General features: G+C 65.8%; 17 protein-coding genes. All 17 read left to right on the top strand.

Annotated elements, in window-relative coordinates:
- The first annotated feature begins 9 nt into the window (after window positions 1-9).
- The 17 genes from NMB38_RS20380 to NMB38_RS20460 are packed head-to-tail and all read left to right on the top strand — an operon-like array spanning window position 10 to window position 16,212.
- Entirely contained in the window at window positions 10-264 is a 255-nt protein-coding gene (locus tag NMB38_RS20380; protein ID WP_027913536.1) for an acyl carrier protein, read from the top strand.
- Entirely contained in the window at window positions 261-806 is a 546-nt protein-coding gene (locus NMB38_RS20385; protein ID WP_125921863.1) for a COG4648 family protein, read from the top strand. The genes NMB38_RS20380 and NMB38_RS20385 overlap by 4 nt, the downstream gene beginning before the upstream one ends.
- Complete coding sequence (locus NMB38_RS20390; RefSeq protein ID WP_049695326.1) at window positions 803-2,482, top strand: ApeI family dehydratase; 1,680 nt, start codon at window positions 803-805, stop codon at window positions 2,480-2,482. The genes NMB38_RS20385 and NMB38_RS20390 overlap by 4 nt, the downstream gene beginning before the upstream one ends.
- A complete protein-coding gene (locus NMB38_RS20395; RefSeq protein WP_059183560.1) occupies window positions 2,475-3,209 on the top strand; it encodes a glycosyltransferase family 2 protein in 735 nt (244 codons plus the stop codon). The genes NMB38_RS20390 and NMB38_RS20395 overlap by 8 nt, the downstream gene beginning before the upstream one ends.
- Complete coding sequence (locus NMB38_RS20400; protein ID WP_049695324.1) at window positions 3,206-4,144, top strand: lysophospholipid acyltransferase family protein; 939 nt, start codon at window positions 3,206-3,208, stop codon at window positions 4,142-4,144. The genes NMB38_RS20395 and NMB38_RS20400 overlap by 4 nt, the downstream gene beginning before the upstream one ends.
- The gene (locus tag NMB38_RS20405) at window positions 4,125-5,669 is read left to right on the top strand and encodes an HAL/PAL/TAL family ammonia-lyase (protein WP_371259655.1); all 1,545 of its coding nucleotides are present in this window, start codon (window positions 4,125-4,127) and stop codon (window positions 5,667-5,669) included. The genes NMB38_RS20400 and NMB38_RS20405 overlap by 20 nt, the downstream gene beginning before the upstream one ends.
- Entirely contained in the window at window positions 5,662-6,087 is a 426-nt protein-coding gene (locus NMB38_RS20410; protein ID WP_110606392.1) for an acyl-CoA thioesterase, read from the top strand. Before NMB38_RS20405 ends, NMB38_RS20410 begins: the two co-directional genes overlap by 8 nt.
- The gene (locus NMB38_RS20415; RefSeq protein WP_033694883.1) at window positions 6,084-6,698 is read left to right on the top strand and encodes an outer membrane lipoprotein carrier protein LolA; all 615 of its coding nucleotides are present in this window, start codon (window positions 6,084-6,086) and stop codon (window positions 6,696-6,698) included. The genes NMB38_RS20410 and NMB38_RS20415 overlap by 4 nt, the downstream gene beginning before the upstream one ends.
- Window positions 6,688-9,009, top strand: coding sequence for an MMPL family transporter (locus NMB38_RS20420; RefSeq protein WP_490805790.1), 2,322 nt, complete (start codon window positions 6,688-6,690; stop codon window positions 9,007-9,009). The genes NMB38_RS20415 and NMB38_RS20420 overlap by 11 nt, the downstream gene beginning before the upstream one ends.
- Window positions 9,006-10,163 (top strand): cation:proton antiporter, encoded by a 1,158-nt coding sequence (locus NMB38_RS20425; RefSeq protein ID WP_028686675.1) that lies wholly within the window; start codon window positions 9,006-9,008, stop codon window positions 10,161-10,163. The genes NMB38_RS20420 and NMB38_RS20425 overlap by 4 nt, the downstream gene beginning before the upstream one ends.
- Entirely contained in the window at window positions 10,150-11,397 is a 1,248-nt protein-coding gene (locus tag NMB38_RS20430; RefSeq protein WP_028686676.1) for an NAD(P)/FAD-dependent oxidoreductase, read from the top strand. The genes NMB38_RS20425 and NMB38_RS20430 overlap by 14 nt, the downstream gene beginning before the upstream one ends.
- Window positions 11,394-12,125, top strand: a complete 732-nt coding sequence (locus NMB38_RS20435; RefSeq protein ID WP_028686677.1) for a class I SAM-dependent methyltransferase — start codon at window positions 11,394-11,396, stop codon at window positions 12,123-12,125. The genes NMB38_RS20430 and NMB38_RS20435 overlap by 4 nt, the downstream gene beginning before the upstream one ends.
- Window positions 12,122-12,607, top strand: coding sequence for a hypothetical protein (locus tag NMB38_RS20440; RefSeq protein ID WP_088522835.1), 486 nt, complete (start codon window positions 12,122-12,124; stop codon window positions 12,605-12,607). The genes NMB38_RS20435 and NMB38_RS20440 overlap by 4 nt, the downstream gene beginning before the upstream one ends.
- On the top strand, window positions 12,604-13,797 hold the full coding sequence (locus tag NMB38_RS20445) for a beta-ketoacyl-[acyl-carrier-protein] synthase family protein (RefSeq protein ID WP_490805779.1): 1,194 nt from the start codon (window positions 12,604-12,606) through the stop codon (window positions 13,795-13,797). Before NMB38_RS20440 ends, NMB38_RS20445 begins: the two co-directional genes overlap by 4 nt.
- Entirely contained in the window at window positions 13,794-14,261 is a 468-nt protein-coding gene (locus NMB38_RS20450) for a hotdog family protein (protein WP_027913522.1), read from the top strand. The genes NMB38_RS20445 and NMB38_RS20450 overlap by 4 nt, the downstream gene beginning before the upstream one ends.
- A complete protein-coding gene (gene fabG / locus NMB38_RS20455; protein ID WP_027913521.1) occupies window positions 14,258-14,986 on the top strand; it encodes a 3-oxoacyl-ACP reductase FabG in 729 nt (242 codons plus the stop codon). The genes NMB38_RS20450 and fabG overlap by 4 nt, the downstream gene beginning before the upstream one ends.
- The gene (locus NMB38_RS20460) at window positions 14,986-16,212 is read left to right on the top strand and encodes a beta-ketoacyl-ACP synthase (RefSeq protein WP_280077584.1); all 1,227 of its coding nucleotides are present in this window, start codon (window positions 14,986-14,988) and stop codon (window positions 16,210-16,212) included. Before fabG ends, NMB38_RS20460 begins: the two co-directional genes overlap by 1 nt.
- Window positions 16,213-16,226: the final 14 nt, after the last annotated feature.

The following is a 16,226-nucleotide window of genomic DNA, read 5'->3' on the forward strand; positions in this document are numbered from 1 at the left end:
GATCGCATCATGCAAACCCGTGAAGACATCTTCAACATCCTGCGCGACGCCTTGGTCGAATTGTTCGAGCTCGAGCCTGAGCGTATCAGCCTGGACGCCAACCTTTACCAGGATCTGGAAATCGACAGCATCGACGCCGTCGACCTGATCGATCACATCAAGCGCCAGACAGGCAAGAAGATAGCCGCTGACGAGTTCAAGTCGGTGCGTACCGTCAACGACGTGGTCGAGGCCGTGTTCCGCCTGGTGAACCCGGAGGCATGAAGCGACTGATCGGCGCCGGCCTGCTGATTGCCGGGCTGGTGTATCCGTTCGCCGTGCATTTCGGCATGGCGCACTACGCCCCCTGGCAATTTGGCCTGCTGCTCGGCGGCCTTTGGCTGGCACGTGCGCTCAGCGCCCCTCGTCGGCCCGGCAGCCTGTGGATGGCAATTGCCGCCCTGCTGTTCTGTGGGCTGCTGGGGCTGTCGGACAGCCAGGCACTGCTGCGTTGGTATCCGGTGCTCATCAGTACCTTCATGCTGGGGCTGTTCGGTAGCAGCCTGCTGCACGGCATGCCGGTGGCCGAACGCCTGGCACGCTTGAGCGACCCAGCGCTGCCACCGCGCGCGGTGCGTTATACCCGGCAGGTCACCCAGGCCTGGTGCCTGTTCTTTTTGCTCAACGGCCTGATCGCGGCCGCGCTTACGCTGTGGGCGCCGTTGGGCTGGTGGACGCTCTACAACGGCGTGATCGCCTATGCCGCGATGGGCGTGCTGTTCGCCCTCGAATGGCTGATTAGACAACGTGTGCGAGGACGCTCATGAACTGGATCAACCTCCAACACCTGCTGCTGCCGCTGGATGCGCCGCGCCAGGTGACCCAAGCCCCTGTCCTGGACCATGCCGAACTGAGCCAGCAGGCACTGCGCCTGGCCGGTGGCCTGCGTGCGCGGGGTGTTCGCCGATTGGCGGTGCACCTGGAGGACGCCGCGCAACTGGCCGCTGCCCTGCTCGGTGCATGGCGGGCCGAGGTTGAGGTCTTGCTGCCGGCCGACCTGCAACCGGCCACACGCGAGCGCTGGAATGCCCACGTAGACCTGTGGCTCACGGATCAGGCTGAGGATACGCTGCCCGACGACCTGTTCGACGCGCCCTTGCCACCTGCCGTTCTGGACTTGGCCCGGTGCCGCATCAGCCTGTGCACCTCCGGGTCCAGCGGCGAGCCCAAGCGCATCGACAAGCAGCTCACGCAACTGGCCAGTGAGGTGAACGCGCTGGAGCACTTGTGGGGCGAGGCTCTGGGCCCTGCCTGGATCATCGGCAGCGTCGCCACCCAGCACATCTACGGGCTTTTGTTCCGCGTGCTGTGGCCCTTGTGCGCCGGGCGTGGTTTCGAGCGCCGTCAATTGCCGTTCCCCGAAGACCTGCAACGGGCCAGCCGCGCCCACCCGGCCTTTGCCTGGGTCGCCAGCCCGGCGCTGCTCAAGCGCATGGGGGAAAACCTCGACTGGCCAGCCCTGCAACCGGTGCGCAAGGTGTTCTCGTCGGGCGGTGAGTTGCCCGCCGATGCGGCCGAGCGCCTGCACCAGCGTCTCGGCCAATGGCCGGCAGAGATCCTCGGCAGCTCGGAGACCGGCGGGATCGCCTGGCGCCAGGGGCAGCCCTTGTGGCAGCCGTTTGCCGGTGTACAGGTCAGCCAGAATGAACAGGGCGCGCTGTGCATCGCCTCGCCCTACCTCCCTGCGGGGCATGTGGAGCACAGCGCCGACGCTGTCGAATTCTCATCAGATGGGCGCTTTCGCTTGCTGGGGCGACTGGATCGGATCGTCAAACTCGAAGAAAAGCGCATTTCGCTGCCCATGCTCGAACAGGCCTTGTGCACGCATCCATGGGTGTCTGAAGCACGCCTTGGCATGATCGAAAACGGCCGGGCCAGCCTCGGCGCCCTGCTGGTGCCGACCCCCGCAGGCTTGCACGCCCTGCGCAACCAGGGGCGGCGGGCCTTGGTCGAGGCCCTGCGCAGCCACCTGGCAGGCCACTGCGAGGCGCTGGCACTGCCCCGCCGCTGGCGCTTGGTGCAGCACTTGCCGCTCAACAGCCAGGGCAAGCTGACCCAGGTTGCGCTGCAGGCATTGCTGCTGGCGCCTCGCAGCATGGCACCGCATGTGCTGGAGCAGCATCGCGAAGGTGACGAACTCCAGCTCAAGCTCGGCGTGCCCCTGGACCTTGCCTGTTTCCCGGGGCATTTTCCCCGCACGCCCGTGTTGCCCGGTGTGGTCCAGATCGACTGGGCCGTCGCGCTGGCCGCTGAGCTGACCGAGTCGCCGCTGCGCTTTGCAGGCATGGAGGTGCTCAAGTTCCAGCAGTTGGTGCGGCCCGGCGATGAGCTGGCGCTGAGCCTTCGCCTGGACAAGGCCCGCGGTAAGCTTTACTTCGCCTTCGCCTGTGCCGGTCAACCGTGCTCGAGCGGCCGGGTTCTGTTGGAGAACGCCTGTGCATAAGCCCTGCGCGGTGATCCCGGTTTACAACCATGAACAGGCCGTTCCGGCGGTCGTGGACGACTTGCTGCGCGCGGGCCTGCCCTGCGTGCTGGTCGACGATGCCAGCGACGCAGGCTGCGCGCAGGTGCTCGCCCGGCTGGCCCAACAGACGAACGTGTTTCTGGTCACCCTGCCTGTCAACCAGGGCAAGGGCGGTGCAGTCATGGCCGGCCTGCGTGAGGCAGCGAGACTGGGCTTCAGTCATGCGTTGCAGGTCGATGCCGACGGCCAGCACGACCTGGGCGATGTGCAGACGTTTCTGGAACACTCCCGTCATGCCCCCCAGGCACTGGTGTGCGGTTATCCACAGTACGACGCCAGTGTGCCCAAAGGGCGGCTGTACGCGCGCTACCTAACCCACGTCTGGGTGTGGATCAACAGCCTGTCGCTGCAGATTCCCGACTCCATGTGCGGGTTTCGGGTCTATCCGCTGCCAGCCACGCTGGCCCTGATCGACACCGTGCGACTTGGCAAGCGCATGGACTTCGACCCGGAAATTCTCGTGCGCCTGGCCTGGCGCAACCAACCAATGCGCTGGCTGCCGACGCGGGTACATTATCCACAGGATGGCCTGTCGCATTTTCGCCTGGTCCACGACAACGCACTGATTTCCAAGATGCACGCCAAGCTGTTCTTCGGCATGCTGGTGCGCGCACCGGCGATCCTCTGGCGTCGGTGGCGGTCATGAGCGAACCGTCGCAGCACTGGGCCGACCACCAGGAGCGGGGCAGCTTCTGGCTGATGAAGCTGACCGCCGCCCTGGTACGGTTGCTAGGCCGCCGCGTGCTCAGCCCATTGATCCACTTGATCGTCGCCTACTTCTTCCTGTTCGGCCGCCGTGCCCGCCGCAGCGCGTGGCAGTACCAGCAACGCTTGCGCCAGTGGAACGCCGGGCAGACGCCTGCCCCTGGCTCATGGCAGGTCTTTCGTCAGTTCATGGCCTTTGCCGAGGCCCTGCTGGACAAGCTTGACGTGTGGAACGGCAAGCTGCGCATCGAGGATATCGAAATCCACGACCCTGCCGGCCTGCGTCAGCAACTGCGCGGCGCACGCGGGCAGATGCTGGTGGGCGCCCACCTGGGCAACCTGGAAGTCTGCCGGGCCCTGGCCGAAATCGGCGAGCAGGTGACCATGAACGTGCTGGTGCACACCCGCCATGCCGAGCGCTTCAACCGCTTGCTGGGCGAGGCGGGCGCCACCAACCTGCGGCTCATCCAGGTCAGCGAGCTGGACCCTGCGGTGATGCTGCAACTGTCCGAGCGCCTGGAGCGCGGTGAATGGCTGGCCATCGCGGGTGATCGCGTGCCGCTGCATGGCGGGCGTACCGTCGAGGTGGACTTCCTGGGCCACCGCGCCGCCTTCCCGCAGGGCCCCTGGTTGCTGGCGGGCATGCTCGAATGCCCGCTCAACCTGCTGTTCTGCCTCAAGCACGACGGCCGCTACCACGTCACCCTCGAGCCCTTTGCCGAACGCCTGCAATGGCGACGCGGCCAGCGCGATGAAGTCATCGCCCAGTGGGCCGCCCGCTACGCCGATCGCCTGGGGCACTACTGCACGCGCGCGCCCCTGCAGTGGTTCAATTTCTACCCTTTCTGGAAGACCGATGACGATGCAAGCGCATGAACCTGTCACGTTCGGCGAATCGCCGCTGGCTATCGAAGACGTCGTGGCGCTGGCCGAAGGCCGTGCCACGGCACACCTGCAGGGCGATGCCGCCTACCGCGAGCGCATTGCCCGCGGGGCGCGCTTTCTCGACACCCTGCTCGACAAGGAAGGGGTGATCTACGGCGTGACCACCGGCTACGGCGACTCCTGTGTCGTGGCCGTGCCGCTGGAACACGTCGAGGCGCTGCCACGCCACCTCTACACCTTCCACGGTTGCGGCCTCGGCAAGCTGCTGGACGCCTCGGCCACACGCGCAGTGTTGGCTGCACGCCTGCGTTCGCTCAGCCACGGGGTATCCGGTGTTCGCCTGGAACTGCTCGAGCGCCTGCGCGACTTCATTGCCCACGATGTCCTGCCGCTGATCCCCGAAGAGGGTTCGGTAGGCGCCAGTGGTGACCTCACCCCGCTGTCCTACGTGGCCGCGACGCTCTCGGGCGAGCGCGAGGTGATGTTCCAGGGCCAGCGCCGCCTCAGCGCCGACGTGCACCGCGAACTGGGCTGGCAGCCCCTGGTGCTCAGGCCCAAGGAAGCCCTGGCCCTGATGAACGGCACGGCAGTGATGACCGGCCTTGCGTGCCTGGCGTTTGCCCGCGCCGATTATCTTCTGCACTTGGCAACCCGCATCACCGCACTGAACGTGGTTGCCCTGCAAGGCAACCCCGAGCATTTCGACGAACGCCTGTTCGCCGCCAAGCCACACCCTGGCCAGGCGCAGGTCGCCGCCTGGCTGCGCCAGGACTTGGCGATCGACGCACCCCTGCCGCCCTTGCACCGCCTGCAGGACCGCTATTCGCTGCGCTGCGCGCCGCACGTCCTGGGGGTACTGGCCGACAGCCTGGGCTGGTTGCGTGGTTTCATCGAGACCGAGCTCAACAGTGCCAACGACAACCCGATCATCGACGGTGATGCCGAGCGCGTGCTGCACGGTGGGCATTTCTATGGCGGGCACATCGCCTTTGCCATGGACAGCCTGAAAACCCTCGTCGCCAACGTGGCCGACCTGCTCGACCGACAACTCGCGCTGGCGGTGGATGTGCGTTACAACCACGGCCTGCCGAGCAACCTGTCGGGCGCACCGGCCGAGCGCGCCATGATCAACCACGGTTTCAAGGCTGTGCAGATCGGGGCCAGCGCCTGGACTGCCGAAGCGCTCAAGCAGACCATGCCCGCCAGCGTGTTTTCGCGCTCCACCGAATGCCACAACCAGGACAAGGTGAGCATGGGCACCATTGCCGCCCGCGATGCCCTGCGGGTCCTGGAGCTGACCGAGCAAGTCGCCGCCGCTGCGTTGCTGGCCGCCAACCAGGGCGTCTGGCTGCGCAGCCAGCAGCCCCAGGCACACGCGCTGCCCCCTGCGCTGGCGCAGATGCACGAGGCGTTGTTGCAGGAGTTCGCGCCGGTCATCGAAGACCGGGCGCTGGAAGGCGAGCTGCGCCACTGCCTGGTGCGCATCGGCCAACGTCACTGGAGGCTGCATGCGTAATCCTGGCGTTTTCCACGTCGACACCGAAGTCATCGTGCCGTTTTTCGATGTCGACAGCATGCATGTGGTCTGGCATGGCCATTATGTGAAGTACCTGGAAGTGGCGCGGTGCGCCCTGCTCGACCGCCTGGCGCACAACTATGTGCAGATGCAGGCCAGCGGCTATGCATGGCCGGTGATCGACCTGCAGCTGCGCTACATGCGCGGCGCCACGTTCGGTCAGCGCCTGGTGGTGCGGGCCAGCCTGGTGGAATGGGAAAACCGCCTGAAGCTGCATTACCTGATCAGCGACGCCGTGACCGGTGAGCGCATGACCCGTGCCAGTACGGTTCAGGTGGCCGTGCACATCGACAGCGGCGAAATGCAGCTGGTCTCGCCGCAGGTCATGCTCGACGCCGTGCAGCAGGTGTTGTCATGAGTGCTGCGCTAAGACGGCTGGCCTGCGTGCTGGCAACGTTGGCGGTGCTGATCGTCAGCCCCTTGAGCGCAGCCTTTGACCTGGACGCCCTGCAACACCAGCTCAGCGCACCTGCGGTGGTCAAGGGCCCCTTCATTCAGGAAAAACACCTGCGTGCCCTGCCCCAGCCCTTGCTGAGCGAAGGTGAGTTCGTGCTTGCCCGTGATCATGGCCTGCTCTGGATGCTGCATACGCCACTGCGTCAGGACTACCGGATCGATGCCCATGGCATTGCCCGGCGCGACCCGAGCGGCTGGCAAGTGCTGCCGAGCCGCAGCGCCGGTGCGCAGCAAAACCAGCTGTTCTTTGCCGTGCTGCAAGGTGACAGCACTGGGCTGCAGCGTGATTTCGAACTGGCCTTGAGCGGCGATTCAACCCAGTGGCAACTGCGTCTGACCCCACGCTCGTTGCTGCTCAAGCAAATCTTCAGCCGCATCGATATCAGCGGCGGGCGTTTTGTGCAGCGCATCGAGCTGAGCGAGACCCAAGGCGACAGCACCGTGTTGCGCCTGCCTGAAAGCACCGGCGCTGCCGAGCTGAGCGACATGGAGCGCAGTGACTTTGCCGACTGAACGCCAGTTGCCGCGCCTGTTCGTCTGCCTGCTGCTGATCATGCTGGCCGTGGCCGGCTGGCAGTGGCACCGCGGCGCGCCCTTGTCCGCCGACTTGATGGCGCTGGTACCCGGAGCGACCCAGGATCCGCTGGTGCAACAGGCCGAGCAGCGGATGCAGGAACCGCTGAACCGCGAGTTGCTGCTTCTGGTCGGCCACGCTCAGCGTCAACAGGCAGTGGCGCTGGCACAACGGTTGGCGGAACAGTGGCAGGCCACTGGCCTGTTCGAAAAGGTGCAGTGGAGCCTGGACACCGACCTGCAGGCAGTGCGTGATCAGTTGCTCAAAGGTCGCCTGGCCATGCTGCCGTCATCTGACCGGCAACAATTGCAGCAGGAGCCGGACGCCTTCGTGGCGCAGCGCGTCCAGAGCCTGGTCGATCCCTTCGCAGGGTTCAGCCTCGTGCCAGGCCAGGATGACTGGCTAGGCCTGACCGGGCGTATCCAGAATGCCCAGCCCAAGCCCGCGAACGTGGAACTGGACACCGCCAGCGGTGCCTTGATTGCCCAGGCCGAAGGGGATTACTGGGTGCTGGTGCGCGCGCGCACCCTGGGCAATGCCTTCGACATGCACCTGCCCCTGCAGGTCGCGGACTTGCTGGCCCAGGCGCGTGTGCAGGCAAGCGCTGTCGATGCGCAGTTGCTGGCCGCCAGCGGCCTGCTGCACGCGGCCGCCGGCCAGCAGCAAGCCAGCCGGGAGATCACCTGGGTAGGCGGCGGGGCAACGCTGGGCATCTTGCTGTTGCTATTGCTGGCCCTGCGCAGCGTGCGTGCGCTGCTGGCGTTCCTACCCGTGCTGGTCGGCATGCTGTTCGGTTCAGTGGTGTGCGTGGCGGTGTTCGGCCAGATGCACGTCATGACCCTGGTGCTGGGCTCCAGCCTGATCGGCGTCGCGATCGACTACCCACTGCACTACCTGACCAAGAGCTGGAGCCTCAAGCCCTGGCAAAGCTGGACGGCCGTGCGCCTGACCCTGCCAGGCATGAGCCTGAGCCTGGCCACCAGTTGCATCGGCTACCTAGCATTGGCCTTCACCCCGTTCCCGGCGCTGACCCAGATTGCCGTTTTCTCCGCCGCTGGCCTGTTGGGCGCCTACCTCAGTGCGGTGTGCCTGGTCCCGGCCCTGCTGAGCAAGGCGCAGCTGCAACCTGCCGATTGGCCAATGCGTATCGCGCAGGCGCTCACCCGCTGGCGTGAGGCATTGCTGCGCAAAGTGCCGAGCGCAGCGCTGTTGGCCCTGCTGCTGTTGTTCTGCGCCAGCGGCCTCTGGCACCTGCAGACCCACAACGACATCCGCCAATGGGTGGGCACGCCGCCGCAACTGTTGCAGCAAGCCCAGGCAGTGGCACGCATCACCGGTTACCAGCCCACCAGCCAGTTCTACCTGGTGCGGGCTGCCGACCAGCAGCAATTGCTCGAACGCACCCAACAGCTTGGGGCCAAGCTCGATGAGTTGGTCGCGCTGGGCAAACTCAAGGGCTACCTGAGCCTCGGACAGCTGGTCGCAACCCCTGCCGAGCAAGCACAGGTGCGCGAGGCCCTGGCCACGCTAACGGCGCATTGGCAGCCGCTGGTGGCGCTCGGCGTTCCCCAGGCGGCCTTGGCCGCTGAAGTCGCGCAACTGCGCGCACTGCCACTGCAGCGTATCGACGACGTGCTGGCAGGCCCGTTGGGCGAGGCATGGCGGCCCTTGTGGCTGGGCAGCACAGGTGACGGCGTGGCTGGCATCGTCAGCCTGCAAGGTTTGTCTGACGCCGCCCTGTTGCAGTTGCAGGCGCAGGGCCTGCCCGGTGTACAGCTGGTTGATCGTCTTGGCGAGCTGAACCAGTTGTTCGCCGCCACCCAGGTCAGCGCAGCGGAACTCAAACTGCTTTCGTGTGCGTTGATTCTGATGCTGCTGGCAGTGCCTTTCGGGTTGCGGGGTTCTTTGCGCATCGTTGCCCTGCCGCTGTTGGCTGCTCTGTGCAGCCTGGCGAGCCTCGGCTGGCTGGGCGAGCCGTTGACACTGTTCAGCCTGTTCGGATTGCTGCTGGTGACGGCCATCAGCGTCGACTACGCCATCCTCATGCATGAGCGCATCGGCGGCGCCGCGGTGAGCCTGCTCGGAACCTTGCTGGCTGCGTTGACCACATGGCTGTCGTTCGGCCTGCTGGCCCTGTCCAGTACGCCGGCAGTCAGCAACTTCGGCATGGCGGTAAGCCTGGGGCTGGTGTTCAGCTTCCTGCTGGCGCCTTGGGCAGCGCCTCGCGAGGGAGCGCACGACCGCTCATGATGATCGCCGTCTTCTGGGCGCTGGCGCTGGCGCTCTTCACCCTGGCCAGCAGGCTGGGCAAGCGCCTCGGGCTGATCCCGATCGTCAGCCATCTGTTGCTGGCAACACTGGTACTCCCTGCCTTGATGGGTCTGTGGGTAACGCCGCACTGGCAATTGGAGGGCACTGCGTTAATTGCACCAGCATGGGTAAAAGCCCTCTACGGCGGCAGTTTCGCCTTGTTGCTCGGTCATATCCTGATCGACGTGCTGGCGCTGCGCCCGGACCGACAGGCGGTGAAACTTGCCGTGCCCAGCTTCCTGCTGCCGTTCCTCTGCGGTATCGCCTGCGCGATCTGGGTGATAGGCCTGAGCGGGGTCGGTGCACTGGCACTGGGCCTGCTGTTCGCAATCACCGCCATACCGGTGCTCTACCTCTATCTCCAGGCAATCGACTATCCCCCGGCGGCCAGCCGGCGGTTGTTGCAGGCTGCCATCTTGATCGACCTGGCGTGCTGGCTATTGCTAGGTGTGGGCCAAGGCAGCCTCGATCCCGGCACACTGGCCGTGCCGCTGTTGGCGGCGCTGCTGCCATGGCCGTTGCACGCGCTGGGTCTGCGCGCGCCTTCGCTGTATGGCGCGTTGTTCCTGGTGCTGCTGTTCATTGCCGAACACTACAAGCTCAACGCACTGATCCTGGGGGTTGGCTATCTGGCGTGCCTGGCCTGGCTCAAGGTCGCGGCGGCATTGCCACTGCCAGAGGGGTACAACCGCCGCGTGCAACAGGGCCTGGCGGTCCCCATGATCCTGACCTACGGCGTGGTGCAGATCGATGCCCACCAGGCCCTGGGGCAGTTGGACGCGTGGCAGCTGGTCGCCTTGCTGGTGCTTCCGATCGCCAGCAAGTTGCTGGGCAACTGGCTGGGCCTGTGCTGGGCTGCTGCGTCGCCCGGCGCTGCCGGCAAATGGCGCGAAAGCCTGCTGCTGAACATTCGCGGCCTCAGTGAAATCGTTTTTCTCAACCTGCTGCTGTCCCAGCAGTTGATTACCCCAGCGGTGTACTTCGCGCTCATGCTGATGAGCCTGGTCGCCACTCTGATGCCGGCGCTGGCCGGCCTTCATCGCCTTCCGCTCAACACAGAACCCATGGCAAGGAGCCCGCATGCCAACCCTTGAAACCCAACAACGCCAGGTCCTGGTCATCGGCGCCGGGCCTTCCGGTGCCATCGCGGCGGCCTTGCTCAAGCGCAGCGGGCACGACGTGCTGGTGATCGAGCGTCAGCGCTTCCCGCGCTTTTCCATCGGCGAAAGCCTGCTGGCGCACTGCCTGGACTTCGTCGAAGAGGCGGGCATGCTGGATGCCGTGCAGGCGGCAGGTTTCCAATACAAGAATGGTGCTGCCTTCGCATGGGGCGACGAATACACCGCCTTCGACTTCGGGCAGACCTTCACGCCAGGCAAGACCAGCACCTTCCAGGTGCAGCGTGCTCGCTTCGACCAGATACTGGCCGACCAGGCCCAAGCGCAGGGCGTGGAGATCCGCTACGAGCATGAGGTGGTCAGCGCCGACATGGGCGGGCTACAGCCACAGGTGCGTGTGCGCCGGCCTGATGCCAGCGAGTACGTGCTCCAGGCACAGTTCGTCCTGGATGCCAGTGGCTATGGCCGCGTGCTGCCGCGTCTGCTGGACCTTGAAGCCCCGTCCGCCTTCCCAGTGCGCAAGGCGGTCTTCACGCACATCGAAGACCGCATCGACCACCCCGGCTTCGACCGCGACAAGATCCTCATCACCACCCACCCCGAGCACCGTGACATCTGGTTCTGGACCATCCCCTTCAGTGATGGCCGCACCTCGTTGGGGGTAGTGGCTGCCGCTGAGCGCTTTGCCACTGCCCCTGACGACCTCGATGCGTGCCTGAAGCACTTCGTGGCGCAAGCGCCCGCCCTGGCCAAGGTGCTGGCCAATGCAGTCTGGGACACCCCGGCTCGCACCATCGGCGGCTACTCGGCCAACGTGAAAGCCCTGCATGGGCCGGGTTATGCGCTGCTGGGCAATGCCGCAGAGTTCCTCGACCCGGTGTTCTCCTCCGGGGTCACCATCGCCATGCGCTCTGCCAGCATGGCTGCAGGCCTGCTGCATCGCCAACTGCAAGGGGAGGCAGTGGACTGGCAGAGCGCATTTGCCGAGCCGCTGCAGCGTGGCGTCGACACCTTCCGTGTCTACGTGGAGGGCTGGTACGACGGCAGCTTCCAGGATGTGATCTATCACCCCGGCAGCTCACCGGAGATTCGCGCCATGATCAGCTCCATACTGGCCGGGTATGCCTGGGATACACGTAACCCGTTCGTCGCCGAGCCTCGGCGCCGGCTGCGTACCCTGGCTGAACTGTGCGCAAGGGACACCCCATGACCCAGCGCCCGTTCCTGAGCGAGACTTACGTGGAAGAAACCCGCATCGGGTTTCGCTTCCTGAGCAGCCACACCTGGCAGCATCACGTGCTGCGGGTGGCGATCGATGACCTCGCCCGACTCTTCGCAGGCGCCCTTCCCCAGGCGCCGGTTCTGCTCGATGCCGGCTGCGGGCAGGGCAAGTCGTTCAAACACCTGCAACGGGTATTCGCCCCCTCCAGGCTGCTGGGCACCGACGCCGATCCGCACAGCCTCGACCTCAGCGCAGCCGAGGCCAAGCGGCTGGGCATCGAGGTGGAATTGTCTGGCGGTGACTGCGCCAGCCTGCCCTACCCCGATGCCAGCATCGATGTGCTGTTCTGCCATCAGACCTTTCATCACCTGGTCGAACAGGAAAAGGCCCTGGCCGAGTTCTACCGCGTACTCAGACCGGGCGGCTACCTGCTGTTCGCAGAATCCACCCAAGCCTATATCGATACCTGGGTGATTCGCTGGTTCTTCCGTCACCCCATGCACGTGCAGAAAAGTGCCGAAGGTTATCTGCACATGCTGCGCATGCAGGGGTTCGCGTTCGGGTCCGACAACGTGTCCTATCCCTACCTGTGGTGGAGCAGGGCCAAGGACTTCGGCCTGCTGGAGCGTCTGGGCCTGCGCAAGCCACCTCCCGTTGGCGAACGCGATGAAACGCTGGTCAATGTCGTGGCTCGCAAGCCCTTGGAGCACGCATGAAAACCTGGATGGCGCTAGTCCTTTGCCTGATGCTCGGTGCCTGCGCCGCCAGGGCCCCGCTGCCCGCATCCCCCCCGGCGCTTGCCCTGCCGCAGCAACTGCATGTGGAGCGTACCCAGGCCGGTCAGCGCCAGGACTGGCTGCTGGTGATCCAGGACGAGGGTGGCCGCCTGCGCTGGTCGCTGCTCGACCTGCTGGGTATTCCCCAGGCGCGACAAGTGCTGGACGGCCAGCAGTGGCAGGCCGACGGCTTGCTGCCACCCGACCCGGCGGCCCGCGAGTTGTTCGCCGCCGTGCTGTTCGCCCTCACGCCACAGGACCAGTTGGCCCGGTCGTATCCCCAGGCCCGGCAGGAGCAGGGGCAGCGTTGGCTGGGCAAGCGCTGGCGAGTGACCTACCGCACGGCCCACGCCTTCGACTTGCACTTGGACCAAGGCCTGCGCTATGTAGTCGACCCCCTGCCCCGTGAGCACACACCATGACCGCCTACCTCAATGCCCTGGGCCTGATCTGCGCCCTTGGCCATGGCCAGGCCGAGGTCGCCGCACGCCTGTTCGCCGGCGACTGCTCAGGAATGCGGCCGGCCGCAGGCTGGATCCCCGAGCGCCAGCCTCCGGTGGGAGCCGTGATGCAGCCACTGCCAGCCGTCCCCTTGCCGGAGCAGCACAGTCGCAACAACCAGCTGCTGTACGCCGCCGCGTTGCAGATCGAGCCCGCCCTGCGCCAGGCGATCGCACAATACGGCGCCCACCGTGTTGGGGTGGTCCTGGGCACCAGCACTTCGGGCATCGCCGAAGGCAGTGCCGCCATTGGCCACTTCCTGGCGGGCGGCCACTTCCCGGCCGATTATCACTATGACCAGCAAGTGTTGAGCGCGCCGGCCGACTTTCTCGCCGACTGGCTGCAACTCGGCGGCCCGGCCTATGTGATTTCAACCGCGTGTACCTCCAGCGGCCGAGCACTGCTGAGCGCTCGGCGCCTGCTGGACCTGGGCGTGTGCGATGCAATGCTGTGCGGCGGCGTGGATAGCCTCTGTCACCTCACGCTCAATGGGTTCAGCGCTCTGGAAGCGATCAGCGAGCACCGCTGCAATCCGCTCTCGGCCAACCGCGACGGCATCAATATCGGCGAGGCCGCCGCCTTGTTCTTGATGACCCGCACACCCGAAGCGCAAGGCGAGCGCATCGCCTTGCTCGGCGCGGGCGCCAGTTCCGACGCGCACCACATCTCCGCGCCCGACCCAACTGGCGCCGGTGCCTTGCAGTGCATGGGCAAAGCGCTGGACAATGCGGGGCTTGAGCCCGCGCACATCCATTACCTGAACCTGCACGGCACCGCCACGCCCCATAACGACGCCATGGAAAGCCTGGCCGTCGATACCCTGTTCGGCGCCGGCCTGCCCTGCTCATCCAGCAAGCCGATGACGGGCCACACCCTGGGCGCTGCCGGTGCGCTCGAGGCAGCGTTCTGCTGGCTGAGCCTGAGCAGGCACAACCCGTTGGGTTTGCTGCCGCCGCACGTGTGGGACGGTCAGCCCGACCCTGCCCTGCCTGAGCTGACCCTGGTCGACGGCAGCCAGCGCCTGGCAACCCATGGCCCACGCCGACTGATGAGCAACTCGTTCGCCTTCGGCGGCAACAACGTCAGCCTGATTCTTGGAGACACCGCATGATCACCTGGCCCCTGGCCGAGCTGCTGCCCCATGCTGGCGACATGATCCTGATCGATCACATCGAGCATTGTGACGAGGAGCAGATCAGCACCCGCACCACCGTACGGCCCGGCGCACTGTTCAATCGCGCCGATGGCAGCCTGCCGGCCTGGTTCGGCATCGAATTGATGGCCCAGAGCGTGGCCGCCTATGCCGGCTGTCGGGCACGGCGCAATGGGCAAGCCGTCGAGCTGGGTTTCCTGCTCGGTGCCCGCAAGTACTCGTGCGATGTCGAGTCTTTTCCGGCCGGCGCCCAATTGCATGTGCACGCCCAGCGTTCGCTCGAAGACGAGAACGGCATGGGCGTTTTCGAATGTCACCTGCGCGGCCCCGGCATCCACGCCACCGCCCGCCTGAATGTGTACCGCCCGCCGCAAGCGGCCAGCTACCTGGCCGAAGCGGGCCCTGAGGAGCCCCTGTCATGACTGATACCATTCTGGTGACCGGTTCGAGCCGTGGAATCGGCCGCGCCATCGCCCTGCGCTTGGCCCGCTCGGGCTACGACCTGGTGCTGCATTGCCGCAGCGGCCGGGCCGACGCCGACGCGGTGGCCGATCAAGTGCGCGCGTTGGGGCAGCAGGCGCGGGTATTGCAGTTCGACATCGGCGAACGTGCCGCCTGCCGCACAGCGCTCGAAGCCGACGTGGAGGCCCACGGCGCCTATTACGGCGTGGTGTGCAATGCCGGCCTGACCCGCGACGGTGCTTTCCCGGCGCTGACCGACGAGGATTGGGACCAGGTGCTGCGGACCAACCTGGACGGTTTCTACAATGTGCTGCAGCCGCTGACGATGCCCATGATCCGCCGCCGTGCGCCGGGTCGCATCGTCTGCATCACCTCGGTTTCGGGGCTCATCGGCAACCGCGGGCAGGTCAACTACAGCGCTTCGAAGGCGGGTCTGATCGGGGCGGCCAAGGCCCTGGCAATCGAATTGGGCAAGCGGCGCATCACCGTCAACTGCGTAGCGCCCGGGCTGATCGACACCGCCATGCTCGACGAACATGTGCCGGTAGACGAACTGATGAAGATGATCCCTGCCGGGCGCATGGGCACCGCTGAAGAGGTAGCGGGCGCCGTCAACTTCCTCATGTCGCCGGAGGCCAGCTACATTACCCGCCAGGTGCTGGCGGTCAACGGGGGGCTGTGCTGATGCGTCGCGTGGTCGTCACCGGCATGGCCGGCATCACCTCGCTGGGCAACGACTGGGCAACCATTGCCGGTCATTTCGCCAGCCAACGCAGTGGTATCCGCCGCATGGACGAGTGGGACCGCTTCGAGGAAATGAACACGCGCCTGGCAGGGCCCATCGATGATTTCAAGGTCCCGGCGCACTGGACGCGCAAGCAGCTTCGCAGCATGGGCCGGGTGTCCCGCCTGGCCGTTGGCGCCGCCGAACAGGCCCTTGCCGATGCAGGCCTGCTCGGCGACCCGAGCATTCGCGATGGCCGCATGGGCGTGGCCTGCGGCTCGTCCACCGGCAGCACCGACGAGATCAAGGCGTTCGGCAACATGCTGCTCAACTCGGTGGCCGACGGGCTCAATGCCAACTCCTATGTGCGCATGATGCCGCACACGACCGCCGCCAACATCAGCATTTTCTTCGGCCTGACCGGGCGCCTGATCCCCACGTCCAGTGCCTGCACCAGCGGCAGCCAAGGCATCGGTTATGCCTACGAAGCCATCAAGTACGGCCGCTTGCCGATGATGCTGGCCGGCGGTGCCGAAGAGCTGTGCCCGACCGAGGCCATGGTCTTCGATGCGCTCTATGCCACCAGCCTCAAGAACGACACACCGCACCTCAGCCCGCGCCCCTACGACTGCGGCAGGGATGGCCTGGTGATCGGCGAAGGTGCCGGCATGCTGGTGCTCGAAGCGCTTGAGCATGCACAGGCGCGGGGCGCGAAGATTCATGCCGAGATCATCGGTTTCGGCAGCAATGCCGACGGTCAGCACACGACCCGGCCTGAACAGTCGACCATGCGCAGGGCCATGGAGCTGGCGCTCGAAGACGCAGGCCTGGCCCCGGAGGCGATTGGCTATGTGAACGGCCATGGCACCGCCACCGAGCAAGGCGACATCGCCGAAACCCTGGCCACCAGCGGCCTGTTCGGCCCACGCATGCCCATCAGTTCGCAGAAGAGCTTCCTGGGCCATACGCTGGGGGCGTGCGGTGCACTGGAGTCCTGGTTCAGCATCGAGATGATGAACAGCGACCGCTATGTGCACACGCTGAACCTGGACGCGGTAGACCCTCGCTGCGGCGAACTGGATTACCTGCGGGGTGAGTTTCACCATATGAACCATGGGTTTGTGATGAACAACAATTTTGCCTTTGGCGGGGTCAACACATCGCTGATCTTCCGCCGCTGGCCCTGACCCTCGATAGGAGC

The sequence above is a fragment of the Pseudomonas sp. FBCC-B35 genome, from assembly GCF_059133755.1.

Coding starts and splice junctions, on each gene's coding strand:
- NMB38_RS20380 (WP_027913536.1), top strand. CDS start 10: ATGCAAACCCGTGAAGACATCTTCAACATCCTGCGCGACGCCTTGGTC.
- NMB38_RS20385 (WP_125921863.1), top strand. CDS start 261: ATGAAGCGACTGATCGGCGCCGGCCTGCTGATTGCCGGGCTGGTGTAT.
- NMB38_RS20390 (WP_049695326.1), top strand. CDS start 803: ATGAACTGGATCAACCTCCAACACCTGCTGCTGCCGCTGGATGCGCCG.
- NMB38_RS20400 (WP_049695324.1), top strand. CDS start 3,206: ATGAGCGAACCGTCGCAGCACTGGGCCGACCACCAGGAGCGGGGCAGC.
- NMB38_RS20405 (WP_371259655.1), top strand. CDS start 4,125: ATGACGATGCAAGCGCATGAACCTGTCACGTTCGGCGAATCGCCGCTG.
- NMB38_RS20410 (WP_110606392.1), top strand. CDS start 5,662: ATGCGTAATCCTGGCGTTTTCCACGTCGACACCGAAGTCATCGTGCCG.
- NMB38_RS20415 (WP_033694883.1), top strand. CDS start 6,084: ATGAGTGCTGCGCTAAGACGGCTGGCCTGCGTGCTGGCAACGTTGGCG.
- NMB38_RS20425 (WP_028686675.1), top strand. CDS start 9,006: ATGATGATCGCCGTCTTCTGGGCGCTGGCGCTGGCGCTCTTCACCCTG.
- NMB38_RS20430 (WP_028686676.1), top strand. CDS start 10,150: ATGCCAACCCTTGAAACCCAACAACGCCAGGTCCTGGTCATCGGCGCC.
- NMB38_RS20435 (WP_028686677.1), top strand. CDS start 11,394: ATGACCCAGCGCCCGTTCCTGAGCGAGACTTACGTGGAAGAAACCCGC.
- NMB38_RS20440 (WP_088522835.1), top strand. CDS start 12,122: ATGAAAACCTGGATGGCGCTAGTCCTTTGCCTGATGCTCGGTGCCTGC.
- NMB38_RS20445 (WP_490805779.1), top strand. CDS start 12,604: ATGACCGCCTACCTCAATGCCCTGGGCCTGATCTGCGCCCTTGGCCAT.
- NMB38_RS20450 (WP_027913522.1), top strand. CDS start 13,794: ATGATCACCTGGCCCCTGGCCGAGCTGCTGCCCCATGCTGGCGACATG.
- fabG (WP_027913521.1), top strand. CDS start 14,258: ATGACTGATACCATTCTGGTGACCGGTTCGAGCCGTGGAATCGGCCGC.
- NMB38_RS20460 (WP_280077584.1), top strand. CDS start 14,986: ATGCGTCGCGTGGTCGTCACCGGCATGGCCGGCATCACCTCGCTGGGC.